Origin of the sequence: Methanothrix thermoacetophila PT (assembly GCF_000014945.1) — an archaeon.
GTDB classification, from domain to species: Archaea; Halobacteriota; Methanosarcinia; order Methanotrichales; family Methanotrichaceae; genus Methanothrix_B; species Methanothrix_B thermoacetophila.
Map to the genome: position 1 here is coordinate 101,180 of NC_008553.1, position 20,847 is coordinate 122,026.

22 protein-coding genes and 1 tRNA gene are annotated in these 20,847 nt (G+C 54.6%); 14 read left to right on the forward strand and 9 right to left on the reverse strand.

Translation table 11 applies throughout. The annotated features are described in order from the left end of the window. The first annotated feature begins 321 nt into the window (after positions 1-321). Genes MTHE_RS00570 through ilvC form a run of 4 tightly spaced genes read left to right on the forward strand, consistent with a single transcriptional unit; the run spans position 322 to position 4,986 of the window. Positions 322-1,812 (forward strand): (R)-citramalate synthase, encoded by a 1,491-nt coding sequence (locus MTHE_RS00570; RefSeq protein WP_428405703.1) that lies wholly within the window; start codon positions 322-324, stop codon positions 1,810-1,812. Then, the gene (locus MTHE_RS00575) at positions 1,809-3,482 is read left to right on the forward strand and encodes an acetolactate synthase large subunit (protein ID WP_011695311.1); all 1,674 of its coding nucleotides are present in this window, start codon (positions 1,809-1,811) and stop codon (positions 3,480-3,482) included. The genes MTHE_RS00570 and MTHE_RS00575 overlap by 4 nt, the downstream gene beginning before the upstream one ends. Beyond that, on the forward strand, positions 3,479-3,976 hold the full coding sequence (ilvN, locus tag MTHE_RS00580) for an acetolactate synthase small subunit (protein WP_011695312.1): 498 nt from the start codon (positions 3,479-3,481) through the stop codon (positions 3,974-3,976). The genes MTHE_RS00575 and ilvN overlap by 4 nt, the downstream gene beginning before the upstream one ends. Before the next feature lie 11 nt (positions 3,977-3,987). Beyond that, positions 3,988-4,986, forward strand: a complete 999-nt coding sequence (gene ilvC, locus MTHE_RS00585) for a ketol-acid reductoisomerase (RefSeq protein ID WP_011695313.1) — start codon at positions 3,988-3,990, stop codon at positions 4,984-4,986. A 92-nt stretch (positions 4,987-5,078) separates the two neighbouring features. On the opposite strand, the gene MTHE_RS09090 is transcribed toward ilvC, so the two are convergent. The 4 genes from MTHE_RS09090 to MTHE_RS00605 form a co-directional block, all read right to left on the reverse strand. Further along, positions 5,079-5,399 (reverse strand): PDGLE domain-containing protein, encoded by a 321-nt coding sequence (locus tag MTHE_RS09090; protein WP_175265642.1) that lies wholly within the window; start codon positions 5,397-5,399, stop codon positions 5,079-5,081. Between the two features lie 12 nt (positions 5,400-5,411). After that, positions 5,412-6,101 (reverse strand): cobalt transporter CbiM, encoded by a 690-nt coding sequence (gene cbiM, locus MTHE_RS00595; RefSeq protein WP_175265643.1) that lies wholly within the window; start codon positions 6,099-6,101, stop codon positions 5,412-5,414. 105 nt (positions 6,102-6,206) lie between these two features. Continuing rightward, complete coding sequence (locus tag MTHE_RS00600) at positions 6,207-6,656, reverse strand: helix-turn-helix domain-containing protein (protein WP_011695314.1); 450 nt, start codon at positions 6,654-6,656, stop codon at positions 6,207-6,209. Beyond that, positions 6,649-7,572 carry a hypothetical protein gene (locus tag MTHE_RS00605; RefSeq protein ID WP_011695315.1) on the reverse strand — a complete coding sequence of 308 codons (924 nt, stop codon included), beginning with the start codon at positions 7,570-7,572 and terminating at the stop codon, positions 6,649-6,651. The genes MTHE_RS00600 and MTHE_RS00605 overlap by 8 nt, the downstream gene beginning before the upstream one ends. Before the next feature lie 288 nt (positions 7,573-7,860). Between MTHE_RS00605 and rd the strand changes: the two genes are divergently transcribed. Together rd and MTHE_RS00615 are read left to right on the forward strand one after the other, a co-directional pair. Continuing rightward, positions 7,861-8,019 carry a rubredoxin gene (rd, locus tag MTHE_RS00610; RefSeq protein WP_011695316.1) on the forward strand — a complete coding sequence of 53 codons (159 nt, stop codon included), beginning with the start codon at positions 7,861-7,863 and terminating at the stop codon, positions 8,017-8,019. 2 nt (positions 8,020-8,021) lie between these two features. Further along, complete coding sequence (locus MTHE_RS00615; protein ID WP_011695317.1) at positions 8,022-8,540, forward strand: ferritin; 519 nt, start codon at positions 8,022-8,024, stop codon at positions 8,538-8,540. Positions 8,541-8,652: 112 nt separating this feature from the next. Here MTHE_RS00615 and MTHE_RS00620 read toward each other — a convergent pair whose 3' ends face one another. Further along, positions 8,653-9,399, reverse strand: coding sequence for a hypothetical protein (locus MTHE_RS00620; RefSeq protein WP_011695318.1), 747 nt, complete (start codon positions 9,397-9,399; stop codon positions 8,653-8,655). 505 nt (positions 9,400-9,904) lie between these two features. Between MTHE_RS00620 and MTHE_RS00625 the strand changes: the two genes are divergently transcribed. From MTHE_RS00625 to MTHE_RS00660, 8 genes are all read left to right on the forward strand, one after another. Further along, positions 9,905-9,989, forward strand: a tRNA-Leu gene (locus MTHE_RS00625). Positions 9,990-10,258: 269 nt separating this feature from the next. Then, positions 10,259-10,771, forward strand: coding sequence for a 30S ribosomal protein S15 (locus tag MTHE_RS00630; protein WP_011695319.1), 513 nt, complete (start codon positions 10,259-10,261; stop codon positions 10,769-10,771). 2 nt (positions 10,772-10,773) lie between these two features. Then, complete coding sequence (locus tag MTHE_RS00635; RefSeq protein WP_011695320.1) at positions 10,774-12,057, forward strand: DHHA1 domain-containing protein; 1,284 nt, start codon at positions 10,774-10,776, stop codon at positions 12,055-12,057. Further along, positions 12,054-12,272, forward strand: coding sequence for a KEOPS complex subunit Pcc1 (locus MTHE_RS00640; RefSeq protein WP_011695321.1), 219 nt, complete (start codon positions 12,054-12,056; stop codon positions 12,270-12,272). The genes MTHE_RS00635 and MTHE_RS00640 overlap by 4 nt, the downstream gene beginning before the upstream one ends. Position 12,273: 1 nt before the next feature. Beyond that, positions 12,274-13,776, forward strand: a complete 1,503-nt coding sequence (locus MTHE_RS00645) for a serine--tRNA ligase (protein WP_011695322.1) — start codon at positions 12,274-12,276, stop codon at positions 13,774-13,776. A gap of 326 nt (positions 13,777-14,102) precedes the next feature. Continuing rightward, on the forward strand, positions 14,103-14,711 hold the full coding sequence (locus MTHE_RS00650) for a TIGR00296 family protein (RefSeq protein ID WP_175265644.1): 609 nt from the start codon (positions 14,103-14,105) through the stop codon (positions 14,709-14,711). Positions 14,712-14,725: 14 nt separating this feature from the next. Beyond that, positions 14,726-15,484, forward strand: coding sequence for a DUF1614 domain-containing protein (locus MTHE_RS00655; RefSeq protein ID WP_011695324.1), 759 nt, complete (start codon positions 14,726-14,728; stop codon positions 15,482-15,484). Positions 15,485-15,777: 293 nt separating this feature from the next. Next, positions 15,778-16,452, forward strand: coding sequence for a DUF116 domain-containing protein (locus MTHE_RS00660; RefSeq protein WP_175265645.1), 675 nt, complete (start codon positions 15,778-15,780; stop codon positions 16,450-16,452). Between the two features lie 78 nt (positions 16,453-16,530). On the opposite strand, the gene MTHE_RS00665 is transcribed toward MTHE_RS00660, so the two are convergent. From MTHE_RS00665 to MTHE_RS00680, 4 genes are all read right to left on the reverse strand, one after another. Further along, positions 16,531-17,655: a DUF373 family protein gene (locus MTHE_RS00665; RefSeq protein WP_011695326.1), complete on the reverse strand. Its 1,125-nt coding sequence runs from the start codon at positions 17,653-17,655 to the stop codon at positions 16,531-16,533. Between the two features lie 88 nt (positions 17,656-17,743). Then, entirely contained in the window at positions 17,744-18,553 is an 810-nt protein-coding gene (locus MTHE_RS00670; protein ID WP_011695327.1) for a VUT family protein, read from the reverse strand. Next, entirely contained in the window at positions 18,534-19,748 is a 1,215-nt protein-coding gene (tgt, locus tag MTHE_RS00675; RefSeq protein ID WP_011695328.1) for a tRNA guanosine(34) transglycosylase Tgt, read from the reverse strand. The genes MTHE_RS00670 and tgt overlap by 20 nt, the downstream gene beginning before the upstream one ends. A gap of 421 nt (positions 19,749-20,169) precedes the next feature. Then, positions 20,170-20,844, reverse strand: coding sequence for a flavodoxin family protein (locus MTHE_RS00680; protein ID WP_011695329.1), 675 nt, complete (start codon positions 20,842-20,844; stop codon positions 20,170-20,172). Positions 20,845-20,847 lie beyond the last annotated feature (3 nt).

A 20,847-nucleotide genomic window follows, 5' to 3' on the forward strand; every position in this document is an offset into this window, starting at 1 on the left:
CATTATATCTAAGTTTTGAGGGGATGCGGTACACATGCTTCACACAGAGATCCACACAAAGATTCTCGGTCGTGTACTTGATTCATTGAAATCTGGAGCGCTTGAGACATCTAGATTCATGGGATATCCCACCCATGGCTCTCGATCATAGCTAATTATTCAGTGATACGGGTCCACGACCATTATTCTCAGCATACTCCATGTGATGCTCCTGAAACAGGTGGAGATTCTGAGATCTTACACCCAAACCGTCAGATTTATCAATGTGCATCATAAACGTAGCTGAACCGCATTTGAGGGTGAAAGAGATGAACGCGTGGGATCGCTTTATCGGGTGAGATAAGATTTCTCGATACCACACTGCGTGATGGCGAACAGACACCAGGGGTCTCCCTGAGCGCGGATGACAAGCTTCACATCGCGCGGCTTTTGGATGAACTGGGCGTTGATGTGATCGAGGCCGGCTCTGCAATAACATCCGATGGGGAGCGAGAGTCGATCCGTGCCATCGCGTCTGCAGGGCTGAACGCCGAGATATGCTCTTTTGCGCGTGCACATCGGAAGGACATCGACGCGGCGCTTGATTGCGATGTCGATTCTCTGCACCTCGTCGTTCCGGTCTCAGATCTCCACATCGAGAGGAAGCTGAGATCCGACAGGGAATCGGTGCTCAGAAAGGCTGTTGAGGCCACAGAGTATGCAAAGGCGCATGGCCTGATCGTCGAGCTCAGCGGCGAGGACGCGAGCAGAGCCGATCTCGATTATCTAGAATCAATTTACAGAGCCACAATCGAGGCCGGAGCAGACAGGCTCTGCTTCTGCGATACCGTGGGCGTGCTTCTTCCTGAGAGGACTGCAGAGATATTCCAGCGTCTGAGGTCTCTGGGAAAACCAGTGAGCATCCACTGCCACGACGACTTCGGGATGGCCACCGCGAACACTGTAGCAGCACTCAGAAACGGCGCTATGCAGGCGCATGTCACCATCAACGGCCTCGGCGAGCGCGCTGGCAACACCAGCCTGGAAGAGGTCGTGATGTGCCTGGAGAATCTTTATGGTATCAGGACAGGCATAAAGTGCAATCTTTTATATCAGATCTCCAGAGTTGTCTCGAAGAAGACCGGCATACCTGTGGCGCCGAACAAGGCGATCGTCGGGGAGAATGCATTTACGCACGAGGCCGGCATACACGTCCATGGTCTGATCGCAGACACGTCCACATACGAGCCGATGCGCCCGGAGCAGGTCGGCAGGAAGAGGCGGATCGTGCTCGGGAAGATGTCAGGGAGAGCAGCTGTTGAGCTTGCCCTCAGGGAGTTCGGGATCACAGTAAATGAGGAACAGCTGAACGAGATAGTGAGCAGGGTCAAGGAGCTTGGCGATAAGGGCAAACGGGTCTCGGATGCGGATCTTCAGTCGATAGCCGATACGGTGCTCTCAAGGGAGCTGAAGCCCAGGGTGCTTCTGGAGGAGCTGACCGTGGTCAGCGGGAACAGGGTGACGCCGACAGCGAGCGTGAAGCTGATCCTCGATGGGAGAGAGACACTAGAGGCCGGTGCAGGAGTCGGGCCTGTGGACGCTGCTGTGAATGCTGTCAGAAGGGCCATATCGGGCGTAACAGATATTCGCCTTGAGGAGTACCATGTGGATGCCATTACGGGTGGAACAAATGCCCTGGTCGAGGTATGGGTGACGATGGCTATAGGAGATAGAAGCATAACAGCCAGGGGCGCAGGGGCTGATATCATAATGGCCTCCGTCGAGGCTGTTCTGGAAGGTATAAACAGGCTGATGCTTTTGGAGGATAGATGATGGTCAGGATGACAGGAGCAGAGGCAATAATAGAGTGTCTCAGGCGGGAGGGAGTAGAGGTGATATTCGGCCTTCCCGGCGGAGTTCTGCTTCCGCTGTACGATGCGCTGTACAGCTCTGATATGAGGCACATACTGGTCAGGCATGAGCAGGCGGCTGCGCATGCAGCTGATGGATACGCTAGGGCTACTGGCAGGGTAGGTGTATGCCTGGCCACCTCTGGTCCTGGCGCGACCAACCTGGTCACAGGCATAGCCACAGCCTACATGGATTCAGTGCCAATCGTCGCAATGACCGGCCAGGTGAACACAGGCCTTATCGGAAAGGATGCGTTCCAGGAGGCGGATATCACCGGCATAACCATGCCGATAACAAAGCACAACTACCTGATCAAGAGTTCCAGGGATATACCCAGGGTCTTCAGGGAGGCATTCTACATAGCGAGAACCGGCAGGCCAGGACCGGTGCTGATAGATCTGCCAAGAGACATAACAGTGGACGAGCTCGAGTTCGATTATCCGGAGATAAACCTCCCAGGCTACAATCCATCAACTAAAGTCCACCAGCTCCAGATAAGAAGAGCCGCAGAGGCGCTGATGGCTGCGGAGCGGCCTGTGATATACGCCGGAGGAGGCGTGAGGTATGCAAACGCCCACGAGGAGCTCTTCCAGCTAGCAACGCGACTGAACGCTCCTGTGACGACAACGCTGATGGGGATGGGGTGCTTCCCGACAGACCACCCACTCTCCCTTGGAATGCTCGGGATGCACGGGACCAAGTACGCGAACCTCGCAGTCCAAGAGGCGGACGTGCTTCTGGCAGTTGGTGCCAGGTTCGATGATCGCGTCACAGGGAAGATCGCGAGCTTCGCACCAAAGGCCAGGATAATACACATCGATGTGGATGCGGCTGAGATCGGCAAGAACGTGAGGGTGGACATCCCCGTTGTCGGCGATGCCAAGATCGCGCTCACGGAGCTGCTGAAACATGTTCAGCAGAGGCCCTGGACAGAATGGAACGAAAAGATACTCTCCTGGAAGAGGGAGTACCCGCTGCGGTACACCAGGGATGAGAACGTGATAAAGCCGCAGTTCGTCGTCGAGAAGATATGCGAGCTCTGCCCAGATGCGATAATAGTAACTGAGGTCGGACAGAACCAGATGTGGGCGGCGCAGTTCTTCAAACACAAGGATCCCAGAAAGTTCATAACCTCCGGCGGCCTGGGCACGATGGGTTATGGATTCCCGGCCGCGATCGGCGCGAAGGTCGGGAGGCCGGAGTGCGAGGTGATCGACATTGCCGGAGACGGGAGCTTCCAGATGAACATCCAAGAGCTCGCGACCGCTGTGGTCAATGACATACCTGTCAAGATCGCGATACTGAACAACGGGGTGCTGGGCATGGTCAGGCAGTGGCAGACTCTCTTCTTCGGAAAGAGATACTCGCACACAACGCTCGGTGATGTTCCGGATTTCGTCAAGGTCGCCGAGGCGTATGGCGCCGTCGGTCTGAGAGCCACAAAGCCATCAGAGGTCGAGGATGTACTCAGAGAGGGTCTTGCGTCGGACAGGCCAACAGTCATGGACTTCATAGTCCACAGGGACGAGAAGGTGTCGCCGATGGTGCCGGCGGGAGCATCACTCAGTGAGATACTGGAGCTGGAGTCATGAAGCACACCATCGCAGTCATCGTCGAGAACAAGCCCGGGGTCCTCACCAGGATCTCCGGGCTGTTCAGCAGGAGGGGCTTCAATATAGAGAGCCTCTCAGTTGGTGCCACTGACAATCCCGCCTACTCCAGGATGACGATCTCCGTCGAGGGCGATGATGTCGTTCTGGAGCAGGTTGTGAAGCAGCTCAGCAAGCTGATCAATGTCATAAGGGTGAGCAGGCTCGATCCTCAGGAATCGGTGGAGCGCGAGCTTGCGATCATAAAGGTCAGCGCGAACAAGGATACGCGATCGGAGATAATGCAGATAGTCTCCGTCTTCAGGGCCAGGATAATCGATGTCTCCCCGAGATCTCTCATTATAGAGGTCACGGGTGACGAGAAGAAGGTCGATGCGCTCCAGCAGATGCTCCGCCAGTTCGGAATCAAGGAGATGGCCAGGACAGGCAAGGTCTCCATGGTCAGAGGAAGCAAGGTGGTCCAGGCTGGACCTTAGGAGGAGTTGTTTTGGCAACAATATATCGTGATAAGGATGCAGATCTGAGGGTGTTGAAGGACAAGACGATAGCCATAATAGGATATGGCAATCAGGGGCATGCGCAGGGAGCCAATCTAAAGGATTCCGGGCTCGATGTCATAGCCGCGGACCTGAAGGACTCGCCTGCGTGGAAGAGGGCTGAAAAAGATGGCCTCAGGGTCATGACCGTGCCCGAAGCCTCGAAGGAGGCGGATTTCATACAGATATTGCTCCCTGATGAGCTGCAGCCGAGGATCTACAGGGAGCAGATAGCTCCATACCTCGAGGAGGGGAACATACTGGGATTCTCGCATGGCTTCAACATACACTTCAACCAGATCATACCCCCTGAGTACGTGGATGTCGTGATGGTCGCGCCCAAGGGCCCGGGAGATCTCGTGCGCCGCCAGTTCCTGGAGGGCAAGGGAGTTCCGTGTCTCGTCGCTGTGAAGCAGGACTACTCCAAGAGCGCGAAGAGGATCGCGCTGGCGTATGCGAAGGGCATCGGCGGAACACGCGCCGGAGTTCTCGAGACCACATTTGCAGAGGAAACTGAGACAGACCTATTCGGAGAGCAGGTCGATCTCTGCGGCGGAGTTACAGCTATGATAAAGGCTGCATTCGAGACCATGGTGCAGGCAGGGTATCAACCTGAGATCGCATACTTCGAGGCATGCCATGAGCTCAAGCTGATCACGGATCTCATTCATGAAGGCGGCCTGATGAAGATGTGGAACTCGGTATCGAACACAGCAGAGTACGGAGGCCTCACCAGGGGTGACAGGATAATCAACGAGCAGTCCAGGGAGGCGATGTGGGAGATACTCGAGGAGATACAGTCCGGGAAGTTCGCCAGGGAGTGGATACTCGAGTCCCAGGCAGGACTGCCGGTCAAGAAAGCTCTGGAGCAGCAGGAGTCAGAGCATCTGATCGAGAAGGTCGGAGCAGAGCTCAGAGCGATGATGCCCTGGCTGGGCGAGAAGAAGTGATTCCATCGGTCCTGCCAGCGGCTTTATTTTTATAAAAATAAGGGGCCCGTGGATTGGGCTCGAGTAACATCGGTTCATGCGATTCTCAAACATCAATCAGATCTCCCGGCAGTGAGCTTTTTGCCGATTATGTAGAGCAGCCCTGCACACACCACAACGCCGATTATCGCGGATGCTATGTACGCCAGAGCGGACTCTGTGAAAGTCTCAGCGCCTGGGAAGGAGTAGTCAGGTATCGGCGCAGACCACAGAGAACCCAGTGATTCTATACCACGCGGGACGTAGCCGAGCTTCTCCTTGACCTCCTCCGCGCCCCACTCGCCGAAGGTCTCGCCAGTCGCGAGGAGCCCCAGTGGCACCAGTACTATGAGAACCGCAAGTGCTCCTATCATCATTTTTATGGTTCTGTCCATGATCATCTTCTCCTACGCTCTTGATGGCCTGCCATACGATAGCAGGGATGGGTCTGCCTTCTGCACGTAAGCAAAGATCAGCGCGGTGACGATAGCCTCGAGGAAGCTGAAACCGAGAGCATGCTCTATCAGCATTGCAGGGAGCGCCACATCAAGACCGTACGGCATGTAGAGCGGATAGCCCGCAGCGTCCTTGTGGAGGAGCGGCTGTATACCGAACATGAATCCAGTCATCGCAGCCGCCAGCGTCAACGATACGTACCCCGCGATTGCTGCTGCGATCGTCCTTCTTCCTGATGTTATCTCAGAGGTGCCGCTGATCAATCTGTAAACATAATACGCCGAGAAGGGCATCAGCACAGCCATATTGAAGCAGTTCGCAGCTATCGCTGTAATCCCACCATCTCCAAACATCAGCGCCTGGAGCACTAGTGCGACAGATATTGATATCACCGCTGCCCACGGCCCGAGGACTATGCCTATTATCGCACCACCAACAGCATGTCCTGTGCTGCCTCCAGGTATCGGGACGTTGAACATCATTATCACAAATGAGAACGCTGCTGAGAGCGCCAGCAACGGAACCTGTCTGGATCTCAGCTCCCTGCCAAGCCGCCTTGCAGAGTAGACCCAGATGGGGATCATTATGAGCCACGTGGCCACGATCGTGTATGGCCCGAGATATCCGTCTGGTATATGCATATAATCACCGGTCGCTCATATCACCTCTAGTTATAAATTAATTTCGCACAGATATACTAACTAAGATGAAAATATTTTATATTATTACTAGATCTCGCGCTTGCCTTATCTGGAGATCATTCCGCGTATCCTCGATTCGAGGTGCTCGATCTCCCTGGAGTCTGTGATGGATCTGAGCAGCGCGAGATCGCGGCGCAGCGGGCCGGCGAGGAGCTCTCTGTCCCCCTGAGCCCTCTCCGCTGCATCTACGAGCTCATGTATCCTTTTGATGCGTTTCTTCACCTCTGCAGCATCCTCTATCGCATCTCTGAGCATCCTGAGAGCCTCCGCGGCCCTTCTTCCAGGGCCAGTCAGCTCAACGTACTTCACCCTTCCCTCAGTTCGCGTGTAGACAAGCCCCGCCTGCTCTAGCTGCGAGAGTATCCGCAGCGTGTGGGCGAACGTCGAGTCGATTTTTTTGGAGATGAGAGATGCATACGCATGATCAAGCTCGAGGATCGCGAGGAGAGCCTGGCAGGGCTTCTCCTTGAGGAGGATCCTCTCAGTCTCATCCATTCGAGACACCGGATGTGTTGATCACAGGTATCAGCATCACCGCGCTTCTCGCCTCATCTGGCAGCTCTATCTCTATGGGTCTGTCGTAATCGAAGAACCTCATGCTTTCATTCACATTGACATTTATCAGGAACCTGACGCCAGGGGACGATATCCCCAGCACCTCAGGGGTGATGCTGGCCGTCACAGTGCCCTCTCTTTTAACAAGACGTTTGTCCTCCTTTGAGATCCACGCGGTCCAGTCTATGCTGCTGTTTCTCTCCAGCTCGGTGGTGTTGAACATCGCCAGGAGGATCTGTGCAGGCAGCCCCAGAACATCGCTGACCTCAAGAGCGATCACAGCAGCATGGATAGTGGTGTTCTCAGGTGAGACCTTCAGCTTCCAGCAGTCTGTGCCATCCACAGTCTCAGAGCCGATCACATCCAGTGTTGATCTGTTGAGGATATCCAGCTGGAGGTACAGCCTGTTCTCCCGCAGCAGCTCGTACTCGGGGTATGGCATGAACAGACGCGTCCAGTTGCCGTCGATATTCTCGTATCTCGTGCTGTTTATTATATAATACTCCCTGGATGAGGACATGCTAAGGTTCCTGTACTTCTCAGAGCTCATCGAGCTCTCCTGCGATACCCTGAGCATGCTCTGTGAGACGTTCCTCGCGATCGATATCTCGCCGTTCTCGCTCAGATTATAAGATAGCCTGTCCTCCAGAGAATACCCCTCTGTCAGGTTCAGAAACTCCGCCGTGGTCATCTTCGACGACTCAAACCTGTACGAGGTGACGTTTCCCGATGTTTTAAGGAGATCTTCCATCAGTGCAGTCGAGTTCGGAGCTGCCCCAGGCCCGCCAGATGGGCCGATGCAGCCTGAAAGAGCCACAAGCATGAAAGCCAGAAGTATCTTTGTGGTGATATTCATGTACACACCTTTTATTTTTAACAGCGCAGGGCGTGTGCTGCAAATGAGATGGCACCGCTCTGCATGCCCTGCAGATACCATCGATCTTCAGAGCTTTATATCACACGACCTGCGCCGCTGGAATCCATCTGAAACGTCTGAAGATAAACAGGTTGTGATCGACCATCTGCGACCTGGATATGAACGGGAGGAGCTGGACCTGCTGCCCCTGATGGGATCATCCATGAGATCATGCCTGCCGGAAACCACAAATAGTTTGCATGCATTGAAATTCGTGGAGGTATTGTTTTGGACAGATACAAATGCACGATCTGCGGGTACATCTACGATCCGGAGAAGGGGGATCCGGATAATGGTGTGGAGCCTGGAACGCCTTTCGAGAAGCTGCCTGATGACTGGGTCTGCCCAGAGTGCGGTGCCGCAAAGGATGCATTTGAGAAGGTGTGATCATGATAAACGAGAGGCTGCTTGATGCGCTTAATAAACAGGTAAACTGGGAGCTGTACTCATCGTACTTCTACCTCTCGATGTCGGGCTACTTCGAGTCAACAGGGCTGAAGGGGTTTGCGAGCTGGATGAGAGCACAGGCCCAGGAGGAGCTCTTCCATGCGATGAAGTTCTACGACTACATAATCAGCAGGGGCGGCAGGGTTAAGCTGATGAGGATAGAGGAGCCGCCAGGCGAATGGGAGTCGCCGCTGAATGTCTTTGAGGATGTACATGTGCATGAGCAGAAGGTCACAGGTCTCATCCACGCGCTCCTGGACCTCGCGATCGAGGTGAAGGATTATCCGACACAGAGCATGCTCCAGTGGTTCGTGAACGAGCAGGTGGAGGAGGAGGCAAACGCGGAGGAGATCGTTCAGAAGCTGAGGCTCATCCAGGGCGAGAGGGGGGTGGGGCTGCTTTACATGCTCGATAAGGAGCTGGGACAGAGAGTCTTCACACCACCTGCAGAGAAGGAGTGATTCTGGGCTCACTCAGAAGCAGCAGATCAGGAATGTTCCGCAGTTCTCCGCAGAAAAGAAAGATGGAAAAAGCCACGACCCCGCGATGGTGCGGGATCTTTTTTTTGTCATCTTATATGCAAGGCAGCCAGTCAACGCTTATCGCGCCGCATGTCGAGTTGCCCCAGAGCTGGATGAACTTCTCTATTGAGAAAACACCTGTTAGATCCTCAATGCTCCGGCCGTACTCGACGTGCCTGCCCTTGACTATATCCTGTGCCTCTGGCTCTCTTGACATCCATCCGATGTGAGCGACACCGATCACGTTGCTGTTGATGTTGGCCTCAAGCACTCCTGTGCAGCAGCTGTTCACATTATCGGCGTATCCATTACCGAATCCGTATGCTCTCGTCTTGATCTCCGTGCTCTTCTGAAGATGCTCAGCGTGTGTGTACATCTCTGTCACAACTGCACCGATCCTGTAGTTCTGGACGCACAGCTTGTCTATCCACTTCTGATCGTATGTGCCCGTCTGGTAGCTCACGGGCATGTACTCGAGATCCTGCTCCGATGTGAAGTTGATGTAGTCCATTGGGTAATCGCTGCCGGTCGGGTAGTCACAGGACGTGTAGAGCGGATCGTAGCCACTGCTCAGCTGCCTCTCTGCCTCGAGCTCTATCCTCGAGTTCACGTTGCCGCTTCCCGACTGCTTCTCGACGAGCTTTGCTCCGCTGTACCCGTACTGCGTGGATATCACGATCTCCAGGTTCCTGTACCCCACGCCCTTCACTACCGACTTCTCGTACATGTAGTTTGCAGCGCTGCAGAGTCCAGTGAATATCACAAGAAGCAGCAACATGGATACCAGCTTTTTTCTCATCTCTATACCGATCCTTTCGCTTTTAGGCCTGATCGCACGACCTCCTACATCCTGAATCTCCCAACAGGCCAGGCCAAGCCATCCTTTCCCCCCATCCGCGATGCCTGGTATAACCGATTCTTATTTTAAGCTTGTGCCCGGCTGGATCTCGTGTTCATTCCCGAAATCGCTCTCTCCGGTCTGCGGTTCACACCATCCGCAGGCCTCTTATCCAGAGGGCGGTGTGCATAACAAGGGTCCATCGTCCGAACCCGATGATTCCCCTGGTTATGCGTAATCCTTTTATTCTTTGATCGTGAGTCAACTTCGCTGTCAGGGCAGGGAAGAGCTCCAAGGAGATGCTCCTCTGGCCAGATGCTCCCGGCAGGGAGGAGCGGGGTCGGAGCGGTCTGAACTGCATGTCCTTTGAGATGTGTGGGACATCCCACAGCGGATGACAGCGCCTGACAGAAATGAATTTGAGACCCGCGCTTCGTGTGCGGGATGTGATCGCATACATCGTGATGCGGGGGTTGCCAAGTCAGGTCAAAGGCGCTGGATTCAGGGTCCAGTCTCGCAGGAGTTCGTGGGTTCGAATCCCATCCCCCGCACTCTTTTGAGAGATGCGGTTTGGTGAGATGCTGTTCTATTCGCGGGATACAATCGGCGATCTCGATTCCAGGAACCGGATGCCTCGGCGTGATGCTCTATGAAGCCTTCTGGATCTGATGCTCCAGCCCGAGGTAAGCACACAAAAGAAGATGGGCTGCTGCCATCTCTTGCATCTCTCTTCCATGAAACCCGCGAACAACGCAAGCTTTTTATTCTGAGTTGCAATGATCCTTCTGCCTTCGCACTTATTGTATGATGAGGATTTGAAATGGCCAGAATGCACAGTCGTAAGAAGGGTTCATCTGGATCGAGACCACCAGTGGTGGACAAGCTGCCTGAGTGGTGTGATGTGAGCAAGGAGGAGCTCGAGAAGACCATAATGACCCTCCATGAGAGGGGGATGTCGAATGCGATGATCGGGCTCACGCTCAGGGATCAGTATGGCGTGCCGAATTTGAAGCTTATCCTCGGAAAGAGCCTGAGCAGCTTCCTGAGAGATAGGAATGCACTCCCGGAGATACCTGAGGATCTGAGCAACCTTATGAGAAAAGCGCTTAGGCTCAGGAGGCATCTTCTCAGAGCTCAACCGAGAGGCACAGTGAGTGATACGAGCATAAGCAGGCTTCCGAGGACCAAGGATATACACAACAAGAGAGCCCTCCAGCTCGTTGAGAGCAAGATCCGCAGGCTTGTGAGGTACTACAAGCAGGTTGGCAGGCTTCCGGCAACATGGGAATACAGGCCTGAGACCGCTGAAATTCAGATATCCTCAAAGCAGTGATCATGAATGCGTTCGAGAAAGCCGCGGAGACCATAGCAAGGGCCATTCTCCAGTGTGATCGGGTTGTTGTGGTCTCACACGATGATGCAGACGGCATATCGTCAGCAGGCTTGATCTGCAACGCTCTTGCTCGTGCTGGAATCCCTTTCCAGGCCAGGCTCACGCAGCGTCTGACTGCAGATACCATTGAGGGCCTGAAGCCTCCCATTGTCTTCTGCGACATGGGCAGCGGCCAGCCTGATGTGATATCCGGAATAAAGGGCGAGGTCTTTGTGCTCGACCACCACAAACCTGTCGGCTCTCTGAACTGTATCTCTCTTAATCCCCACAACTTCGGCATCGATGGTGCCTTTGAGATAAGCGCATCAGGGGTCGTCTACTCTGTCGTGAGAAAGATGGGGGATAACAGAGACCTCGCAGGGCTTGCGCTTGTGGGCGCAATCGGCGACAGGCAGGCGATGATCGGCGCGAACAGGCACATACTTGAAGAGGGGATTGCAGCGGGCGCGGTCGAGGTGCGACCTGGCCTCAAGATGGCAGAGGATGGTGACATCTCGAAGGTCTTCGAGCGATCCATCGAGCCGCTGCTCGACTTCACTGGAGATCCGGAGCGGGTGAGGGCGTTCCTGGGAGAGATCGGTGTTGATGGTAGGGTAGAGGATCTCAGGGGCGAGCCTCTTACGAGGATATCAACTGCACTGGTTCTCAAGCTTCTCATGCAGGGGAGCTTCGCGGCGGATTCTGTGATAGGAGAGGCGATACGGCTGAAGAGAGAGGTCGTTGAGAACGCCTTTGAGCTTGTCCTCCTCCTGAACGCGTGCGGTCGCCTCGAGAGGCCTGGGATCGGGCTGACGCTGTGTCTGCGTGACAGGTCTGCGCTACCTGAGGCAAGAAGGATCGCAGATGATTACAGAAAGGAGATTCTCGCAGGCATAGATCTGCTTCGCAGGAACAGTACAGAGATGGAGAACATAAGGTACCTGATAGCAGAGAACCTCCACGGCGGAGGGGTCATAGCGGGTCTCGGCATAAGGTATCTGTACACCGATAAACCGCTCATAGTTCTGAATAACAAAGACGGCACCGTCAGGGTCTCTGCGAGAGGTAACAGGCCGCTCATAAGGAGAGGGCTGGACCTGTCCATAGCTTTGAGAGCGGCCGCGGAAAGCGTTGGCGGAAAGGGCGGCGGGCACAGCATAGCAAGCGGCGCCTCAATACCGCCCGGCACTGAGAAGCAGTTTCTCCTGAAGCTGAATGAGATCATCGGTGGTCAGCTGAAGCGATGATATATGTAAAGCTCATATTCTCGGGCAGTGATGTGCAGGAGATATCAAAGGCACTGGAGCCGGACAACCTTCCCAGCATGAACGTTTCCGTGCAGGATGATGAGCTGATCATAGAGCTCCGTGCTGAGAGAATCGGCACCGTGCTCTCCACGGTCGATGATCTGCTCATGAACATCAAGGTGGCTGAGGAGGCCATTGGCTCCTCGGAGGTTTGAGATGAAATTCCATTTAGAGGTAAGCCTGAAGCTTAGCGGCGATGCCGCAAATGCTGAGGGCGATCTCGCTGAGTTCTTCGAAAAGCAGGCTGTGGACCTCCTTAAGAAGGGGGCGCCTGAGGGCATGGGCGCGAAGGTCGCTGGCTGGAGGATCACGGGGGACCAACTGGAGATAAAGATAGAGAGCGATAGATATGTAAGGGCGCATGATGCCCTTCTCAGGCTGAGAAAACCGCTGGCGAACCTGCTTGGCAGAAAACACAGGCTGGGGATCAGGGGTATAAACGTCAGCAGATTCGAGATACAGATCGAGTCCAATCGCCAGATAACCCACAGGATTCCCTATGTCAGGGAGTCGAGATACGAGGATGGTCTCCTCACGCTGATCTTGGGCGTCGAGGATCCGAAGCGCGGATGGACATGGATGCTAGAGAACCGCATCCCGGACAGGATTGTCAACCTCCTTGAGGAAAAGCTCCAGAGCTACGGCGGAAAGGCCGAGCACTGGGAGTTGCTGTGGGAGAGCCCGCCGAGGGAGTTCAAGTTCAGTGGCGATCCCACGCAGGAGATGGTGAAGAGAGGATGGATAAAGCACGGATCTGCGAGAGGTCAGTGGATACACGGCCCGCAGTCAACGCATCTCTTCAGGACGTTCGAGAGGATCGTGCTCGAGGAGATTCTTGTGCCCCTCGGATACAGGGAGATGATATTTCCCAAGCTCGACACATGGGATGTGTGGAAGAGGAGCGGGCATGCGCAGGGGGTCTACCCTGAGATATACTACGTGTGCCCGCCCAAGAGCAGGGACCCGGCGTTCTGGGAGGAGGTCATTGATTATTATAAGGTGACACATGAGATCCCGCTCGATCTGATAAAGGAGAAGATCGACTACCCGATCGGAGGCATGTGCTATGCTCAGTGCCCCACATTCTGGGTCTTCCTCCAGGGCGCCACGCTCCCGAATGACGAGCTCCCGATAAAGGTCTTCGACAGGTCCGGGACGAGCCACAGATATGAGTCAGGTGGCATTCATGGCATAGAGCGCGTCGACGAGTTCCACAGGATAGAGATCGTCTGGCTCGGCACAAAGCAGCAGGTCATGGAGGAGGCGGAGCGGCTCAAGGAGAGGTACAAGCACATCTTCGAGGAGATACTGGAGCTGCGTTGGCGCATGGCCTGGGTCACTCCATGGTTCATGGCGCAGGAAGGCAGAACAGGCCTCGCCGAGATGGAGGGCGCCGGCACCATAGATTACGAGGCGCTGCTTCCATACAGCGGCAACTGGATCGAGTTCCAGAACCTCTCCGTGAACGGCGAGAAGTACCCGAAGGGGTTCTCTGTGAAGGCGCAGAGCGGCGAGAGCCTGTGGAGCGGATGCAGCGGGGTTGGTCTGGAGAGATGGACCAGCGTCTTTCTGGGACAGAAAGGTCTGGATCCCGATAACTGGCCTGACGAGTTCCGGAAGAGGTTCGGGGAGATGCCCAGAGGCATCAGGTTCCTCTGACCTCTCCGCCTTTGTATTTGCATTACATCGCTCTCCCCTAGATCGATCTCCACGCAATCGTTTGTGCCACATGGGCATGCATTATTCCCGCAGGACCTGTCCGAATAAGCAAAAAGTAATTGTGGCAAACAAGATCTCTAAGGCACATTATTTTTGGCTTCCGCATCTTATTCAGATATGTTCTTCCTGCAGGACGTGTCCGAATAAGAGCTTAAGCCAGAAGCCGGGCCTTACTGCTTTTGGATGTCTGAGACACTAATCCTCATTCGGACAGGTCCTTCCTGCAATTCACAAGATTTTAATCCGATATGCATCAATTCTTATTTATGCTCACACTGGAGGAAGGAAGAAGGGCGGTCAGGCTGGCCAGGGATGCGCTGACAGCTTACGTCCACAGGAAAGAGATCATAAATCCGCATGATCTCCCTGGAGTCTTCAACGAGAGGCGGGGCGTTTTTGTGACCCTGGAGAAGGATGGAGAGCTGCGTGGGTGTATAGGATATCCCAGAGCAGTCCTCCCGCTCGGAAAGGCGATTGTCGATTCCGCGATTAATGCCGGCACGCGAGATCCCAGGTTCCCCAGGGTCCGTCCGGAGGAGCTCGATGAAATAACGATAGAGGTGACGGTCCTCACCGAGCCTCAGGTGATGGATGGCGATAAAAAAACGCTGCCCGAGAGGGTTCAGATCGGCAGGCATGGGCTGATCGTCACCAGGGGAATGTGCTCCGGTCTGCTCCTCCCGCAGGTTGCACCGGAGTACGGCTTCGACTCAGTGGACTTTCTCTGTCAGACGTGCCTCAAGGCTGGGCTTCCGGTTGATGCATGGCTCGACGATGATACGGTGATCGAGTGCTTCGAGGCACAGATCTTCTCCGAAACCAGCCCGAATGGCGATGTGATCGAGAAAAAGCTGCCTGCATGCGAGACGCGATGAGTGGTGGATGAGATATGCTGGAGTTGATGATCCCCTTCTTCCTACTCCTTGTTATTCTGCTGCTGGCCCTCCCGCTGATATTCATATACCTCTTCATACGCATCACAGAGGAGGCATTCGAACAGATCGGCTTCGGCCACTGGCACGCGAGCCTTATGGTCTTCGGCTCGATAATTGGGAGCATGATAGATATCCCGCTGCACAGTGGGGTTATAACAACATATCCTGCGTTCATGGTCGATCTGATGGGGACCATGGACGTTCCTGTGAGCTTCCATCCGGTGCGCCTGCTGGTCAACGTCGGCGGATGCATTGTGCCGGTTCTCGTGAGCATAGATCTCCTCAGGCGGCACAGAGCGCCGGTCTCGACAGCCCTGCTTGGAGCAGTGGTCGTGGCAATCCTCACGTACACAATGGCGGAGCCGGTGCCGAATGTGGGCATAACCCTTCCCGTGTACATCCCTCCGGTATCGGCTGCACTGGTGGCGGTCGTCCTCTGCAGGGGATACAGAACCGCGCCGGCGATCGCGTACATCAGCGGTTCGATCGGCACCCTGCTAGGCGCGGATGTGATGAACCTGCTCACGCCAGGGGTCCTGCCAGCGCTTGCCCCTCCATCTGCGTATCCCCGACCCCTTGCACTCTCGATCGGCGGCGCCGGCATATTCGACGGTATATTCCTGACGGGGGTGATGGCAGTCCTCCTCGCGTCTCTGGTTGTGTGTCTGCTGGGAGGCGGGAGCTGCAGATCTAGGAGGATCTCAGTATCATAGAGCAGATCTCAAAAACAGCAACCACTTCGACAGGCGCTCCCCTATCCCATGCACTGCCGGATCTCCTGTCGCACTGATAACGCTGTTTTCATTTTTTTAGTGTCTCTTCAGTCGCATGCGGGTTTGGGATGAGTTCAGGGACAAAATGGCAAGCAAATTGAGCAAACACGGATGCTTGGAGTCAGCATGTGATCGCAGGCATGCGTGGAGGCATGGTGAACACGGTCTTGAGGCAGGTTCTCGGAAATCCGCTCGAAGTAAGATTAATATCATCTATATCAAAGACTCAACCGATGAATTACGTCGATCAGGTTTACCTGTTTGTTGGAAAGGTCGTGGTGCTCGCTCTTCTCATATCATTTCTCCTCTCTCTCATCATCGCGCTGCTCGTCGGCGTCTCCTTCAAGACTAGGAGGTATTTCCTGGCCAGGCCGATGCTCATAGGCATAAGCCTTCTGGAGAGCTTCGTCAAAGCGATATTTTGGCTGGCCCGCGCAGACGACAAGATCGTTGACGATGTCGGGATATCTCTGATGAACTACATCAACAGGGGCAAGTTCTATGCCACTCCTGTCGGGGACAGGTTCGTGTTCATGCCCCAGTGCCTGCGGTCTGTCGAGTGTCCCGCGAAGCTCACGCCCGAGGGGATAAAATGCGTGGGGTGTGGCAGATGCGGGATAGGGGAGGCGAAAAAAATCGCCGAGTCGCGGGGGTACAGGTTCTTTGTTGTTCCGGGATCGAGCTTTATAAAACGCATCATTCAGAGATACCATCCGAAGGGAATAGTCGGCGTCGGGTGCGAGATGGAGATAAAGGAGGGGCTCATACTCTGTCACAGCCACGGCATACCGGCCATAGGCGTCCCCCTATCCACAGCAGGCTGCGTCTCCACAACCCTCGAATGGGAGCGGCTGTACGATGTGCTTCTCCAGAGGTCCAGCAGGGAGCCTGAGAGACATCAGACTTAATGCAAAAAGGCGGGTTTTAGGAATCCTCAGGGGTTTGCGTCTTGCTATCACCTGGATGGGAGCGAAATGCCTCTCGCATCAGCACTTCGTCTGCACGCCCTCCTTTAGGAGCTCCCTGCCAGCTCCATTCCTCTTGGCTATGTAGCTCTTGAGCTTTATACCGAGTAGGGCTGTGGCCATGGCCCCCATGGCGCAGACCGCAAAGTACTGGATCGAGCTGAGGGGTGACATACTGAAGTCCTGTGTGAAGTTCGCTAATATAACTATGCTCGCGCCCCAGAATATGAGACCTGTTGCGAAGAGGAAGAATGGATATGAGTATGTCCTGGGATCCTTTATGCCCTCCAGGTGCATATCTATGAGCTTCCCCACGTTGGCGCAGATGCCTGCTGCGACGTACCACCAGACGCTTGCGTTTATGAAGAGCATCAGCAGTGTGAGGTAGCCGTACCATATCGGTCCTTTGTAAGAGTACCAAACATTCGCTATTCCCTGGATCGTGGCTATTATTATCAGCATCCCTGCAAGTATGTATGTGACGAATGATATCTTGCCTGCGTACAGCGATCCTCTCAGCGTCTTCTTCGTCTCGTCCAGGAAATCGTCAAGCCCCAGGCCTCTGAAGAGCAGGTAGAGCCCTACGGAGCCTGTTATCGCTATGATCGCCCCGTTCGGGTAGTTCAGCAGGTAGAATATGGAGAACATCAGTAGCGCCAGGCCGGGTGGGATGAATATCGTGTGGCTTATCTTCGGGTCTGTGAATACCTGCTTCAGCAGGTAGTATGTGCTCTCGATGCTGGGATTCTGCTTAACCAGTATGCGTCTAACACCGTCGACCTTTATCCTGGACTGTATGATCGGAAGGATCGCCTCATCCTCTGCGCCGTCCGATACAACAATGACTGACTTAGGGTCCAGACGCTCTATGAGCTGCTCGAGCTGCTCTGCAAGCTTCCTGTCCGCGCTGAGCCCAACCTTCTCGTCGCCGGTTATCGTCGCAATCTCAACAGATCTCTCAGCAGCGAGCTCGTCATAAATCTTCAGCCCGCCGAAGATCGTGTTGGTGTCGGACTCCTCCGGATCGGCAAGCCCGAGTGTGAGAGCCGCGTTCAGGTTCTCCTCCCTTCCAACCACCGGGCTCTTGATGCCGGCCTTCCGGCCCAGATCGTCATCGCGGTCAATGCAGAGCACCAGTACGTCCATGATTCCACTTTGGGTAGAAATCTACTTAAATTATTCTATGTTCTGGAAGCGCGCTATCGCATAGCACTAAAAAATATTACTCACAAAATCAAATCTGTTCTGCATCATATTCATGCTGCTCGAATATCGGCCTCTCAGGCACCAGGTATATCGTCCAGAATGATAGAAGCGTGACGATTGTCTTCACAGCGATATTCGTCTGGAACATCTGGATCATCGCATCGAACCCGATTATTCCGGTGAATGCTATCAGCGGAAATAAAATGCTGTCCACGGGTATCGATATCGCGTTAGAAATTGCAACCCGGGCCCACTGTGGCCTGTTCCTGCCCCAGCCGGTGACCCAGAGGTGGTAGATCTCTGTGTCGGTGAGCTCTGCTATGACCATGGTTATCACTGAGCCGAGGACGATCCTGAGCTGGAGGGAGAAGATCGACTGCCACCATGGTCCGCCGGATGTCTCGAATATCCCGAATAGGAACTGCCACGCAGCCTGCCCGCCGTTTGCAGCCCAGTCAGGCTCCGCCGGCATCAGAACCACTATCTGGAAGTAAAGTGCTGCCAGGAGGTTTATTAACGCGCTGAGCCAGATCGTGGTTATGGCAGCCCGCATCCCGAGCTGCTTGTGTATCAGGTCCCTCCACGTGAACGTCATGGAGTATATGAAGCCAGCATCCATGACGAGTCTCCCGAAGTAGGTGACCTTCGTCGCGGCTATGTTGCCGGCCAGTGAGAAGAATATGTAAAGCCCGCAGAGGATTATCGCGGCCTGTGTTTTATCAATACGGAACCTCCTGCGAGCAGCCCCTCCGCCTTGACTGTAGTGGGGAGATCTTCCATAAGCGCTGCGACTGTCTGCCTGATCGCCATCGGTTCGCTCATCCTGGAGCCTGCTCACCCTTCATCCACCTTCTCTTTAGCGCGCTGAACTTCCCAGATCTTATTGATTTTCTTATCGACTCCATCAGCCTTAGCATGAAGTATACATTATGTACTGTGGCGGCTCTGAAGTATGAGAGCTCGTTCGAGATGTAGAGGTGTCTGAGATACGCCCTGCTGTACATCCTGCATGTTGGGCACCCGCATCTCGGGTCCACGGGCCTCTTGTCGTCCTTGAAAACCGAGGACTTTATGCTTATCCTGAACTTGTTTTCCAGGCACCCTCCAGATGCGGGAGATATGTACAGGTTGCCCCTGCGTGCGATTCTCGTCGGATGGACGCAGTCGAAGGTGTCGATGCCCCTCTCGACGCACTCGAAGATGTCCGGGATCTCCCCGATTCCCAGGAGGTGTCTCGGCCGCGCGTCCAGCCTCGGCACCACCCACTCCAGAACCTGATGCATATCTGCCTTGCAGTTCCCGAGAGAGCCCCCGATCGCGATCCCATCGAACGGCAGCGACTTTATGAAATCAGCGCTCTCCCTGCGCAGATCCTCGAACCATCCTCCCTGGATGATGCCGTATATCGCCTGTCTCCTGTCGTGGTATCTCAACGACTGCACAGCCCAGCGGTGAGTCCTCTCCATCGCCTCCCTGGTGTAATCGTAATCTGAGAGAGGAGACGTGCATTCATCGAATGCCATGACGATATCAGATCCAAGCCTGCTCTGGATCCTCATAGCGCTCCTGGGATCGATAAAGTGCCATCCGCCATCGACGAGCGACTTGAAGGCGACGCCCTCATCCGTGATCCTTGTCAGGTTCTCTCTCCTCTCTGCAGATCGTCTTCCGTGAGGAAATATGCTTCCTATCTTGCTGATGTTGTGCTCCCGCCCGAGCCCGAGGGAGAATGCCTGGAAGCCGCCAGAGTCTGTGAAGATTGGCCCATCAAACGACATGAACCTGTGAAGCCCGCCCATCCTCCTGATGAGATCCTCTCCTGTCCTCAGATGGAGGTGATATGTGTTTGCGAATATCGCCTGCACACCCAGAGCCCTGAGATCATCGGATCCGAGGGCTCTGACAGATGCCACGGTGGCGACTGGGATGAACTGGGGTGTCTCTATAATCCCCCTGCGCGTCCTGATCACCCCAAGCCTCGCAAGCGTCGTCCTCGACCGCTTCAGAACCTCAAATGAGAAATGCTCTGCCATCTGCAGCTCTTCCCTGTTGCTGAATGGAGATTGTTATCAGCTATTTAGCACTTCGGTTTGTGTGCCTGAATGCCAGCAGTACATACAGATGAGGATTCCTAAAAACCCGCCATTTTGATATAAAATATTAATGATACAAATATGCAGCAACCTCTACAGATCTAAGAAAGGGGTTAATAGGAATCCTCAGATGAGCAGACAGCAACAAAAATACCGGAGATAGAAAAATACCGGAGATAGCGCCACACTCTGTGGCTCCAGCGGCCCTCGTGCGCAACCAGCGCCAGATAAACCGACTGCATTCACCGGCAGAGTTACACCTTGCATCCCCTAGAGTCGGACAGCCCCAGCCCTTCCGGCGATTGCTGCGACCCCGAGATTTTCAACATTCAGTAAAAGGCTTCCAGATCCCCCGCGAGGCTCATGCATTTTTTCTGGCTTCCTCCAGAAACTTCTCCCCTGCCTTCATGTACTCATCCTCGCTCATCAGCGGTCTGCTCACCGTTTTGAGAAGGCTCTCTGGTATTCGTCCCGTCTTCACGAGCTCTCTGCCAGCCTCCCTCGCGGCATTGATCACATCATCCATCGCACCTTCGGGCATGTACCTCATCGCCTCCGCGCCCGGGCGCAGGAGCGCCGCGATGAACTCTGCATCATCCCTTGAATATATCGCCCTCATCTGTACAATGATCGGATCGAACGCCTCGATCTCCCATGCGCCGCAGGATGAGACCAGAACCACCTTCTGCTTCTTCTTCGGCGTCGTGCCTGGAACATGAAGCGGGAGCTGCCTGTCCATCAGGTTCTTGAGCGGACCGGTGACACCTGAGAAGTATACAGGCGTGGCCCAGACTATCACATCAGCATCCTCGAACTTCGGATATAACATCTGCATGTCGTCGTTCTGGCCACATTTTCCTGAGTTCCTGAACCAGCAGCTCATATCGCCGTTGCACGGCCCGATCTTGAGCTTCCTGGTGTGGAACAGCTCCACATCGGCTCCCGCCTCACGCATGCCGTCCAGGAAGGGATTCAGTATGCGAGCTGTGTTCCCATCATCCATCTTGGGGCTTCCGTTTATTGCGAGCACTTTCATGAT

Bases quoted from the DNA above. Each gene is read 5' to 3' on its own strand.
- MTHE_RS00655 (WP_011695324.1), top strand. From the start codon at position 14,726: ATGCTGGAGTTGATGATCCCCTTCTTCCTACTCCTTGTTATTCTGCTG.
- MTHE_RS09090 (WP_175265642.1), bottom strand. From the start codon at position 5,399: ATGGACAGAACCATAAAAATGATGATAGGAGCACTTGCGGTTCTCATA.
- MTHE_RS00640 (WP_011695321.1), top strand. From the start codon at position 12,054: ATGATATATGTAAAGCTCATATTCTCGGGCAGTGATGTGCAGGAGATA.
- MTHE_RS00600 (WP_011695314.1), bottom strand. From the start codon at position 6,656: ATGGATGAGACTGAGAGGATCCTCCTCAAGGAGAAGCCCTGCCAGGCT.
- MTHE_RS00645 (WP_011695322.1), top strand. From the start codon at position 12,274: ATGAAATTCCATTTAGAGGTAAGCCTGAAGCTTAGCGGCGATGCCGCA.
- MTHE_RS00635 (WP_011695320.1), top strand. From the start codon at position 10,774: ATGAATGCGTTCGAGAAAGCCGCGGAGACCATAGCAAGGGCCATTCTC.
- MTHE_RS00665 (WP_011695326.1), bottom strand. From the start codon at position 17,655: ATGGACGTACTGGTGCTCTGCATTGACCGCGATGACGATCTGGGCCGG.
- ilvN (WP_011695312.1), top strand. From the start codon at position 3,479: ATGAAGCACACCATCGCAGTCATCGTCGAGAACAAGCCCGGGGTCCTC.
- MTHE_RS00615 (WP_011695317.1), top strand. From the start codon at position 8,022: ATGATAAACGAGAGGCTGCTTGATGCGCTTAATAAACAGGTAAACTGG.
- MTHE_RS00620 (WP_011695318.1), bottom strand. From the start codon at position 9,399: ATGAGAAAAAAGCTGGTATCCATGTTGCTGCTTCTTGTGATATTCACT.
- MTHE_RS00680 (WP_011695329.1), bottom strand. From the start codon at position 20,844: ATGAAAGTGCTCGCAATAAACGGAAGCCCCAAGATGGATGATGGGAAC.
- cbiM (WP_175265643.1), bottom strand. From the start codon at position 6,101: ATGCATATACCAGACGGATATCTCGGGCCATACACGATCGTGGCCACG.
- MTHE_RS00650 (WP_175265644.1), top strand. From the start codon at position 14,103: ATGCTCACACTGGAGGAAGGAAGAAGGGCGGTCAGGCTGGCCAGGGAT.
- MTHE_RS00630 (WP_011695319.1), top strand. From the start codon at position 10,259: ATGGCCAGAATGCACAGTCGTAAGAAGGGTTCATCTGGATCGAGACCA.
- MTHE_RS00575 (WP_011695311.1), top strand. From the start codon at position 1,809: ATGATGGTCAGGATGACAGGAGCAGAGGCAATAATAGAGTGTCTCAGG.
- MTHE_RS00660 (WP_175265645.1), top strand. From the start codon at position 15,778: ATGAATTACGTCGATCAGGTTTACCTGTTTGTTGGAAAGGTCGTGGTG.
- tgt (WP_011695328.1), bottom strand. From the start codon at position 19,748: ATGGCAGAGCATTTCTCATTTGAGGTTCTGAAGCGGTCGAGGACGACG.
- MTHE_RS00605 (WP_011695315.1), bottom strand. From the start codon at position 7,572: ATGAATATCACCACAAAGATACTTCTGGCTTTCATGCTTGTGGCTCTT.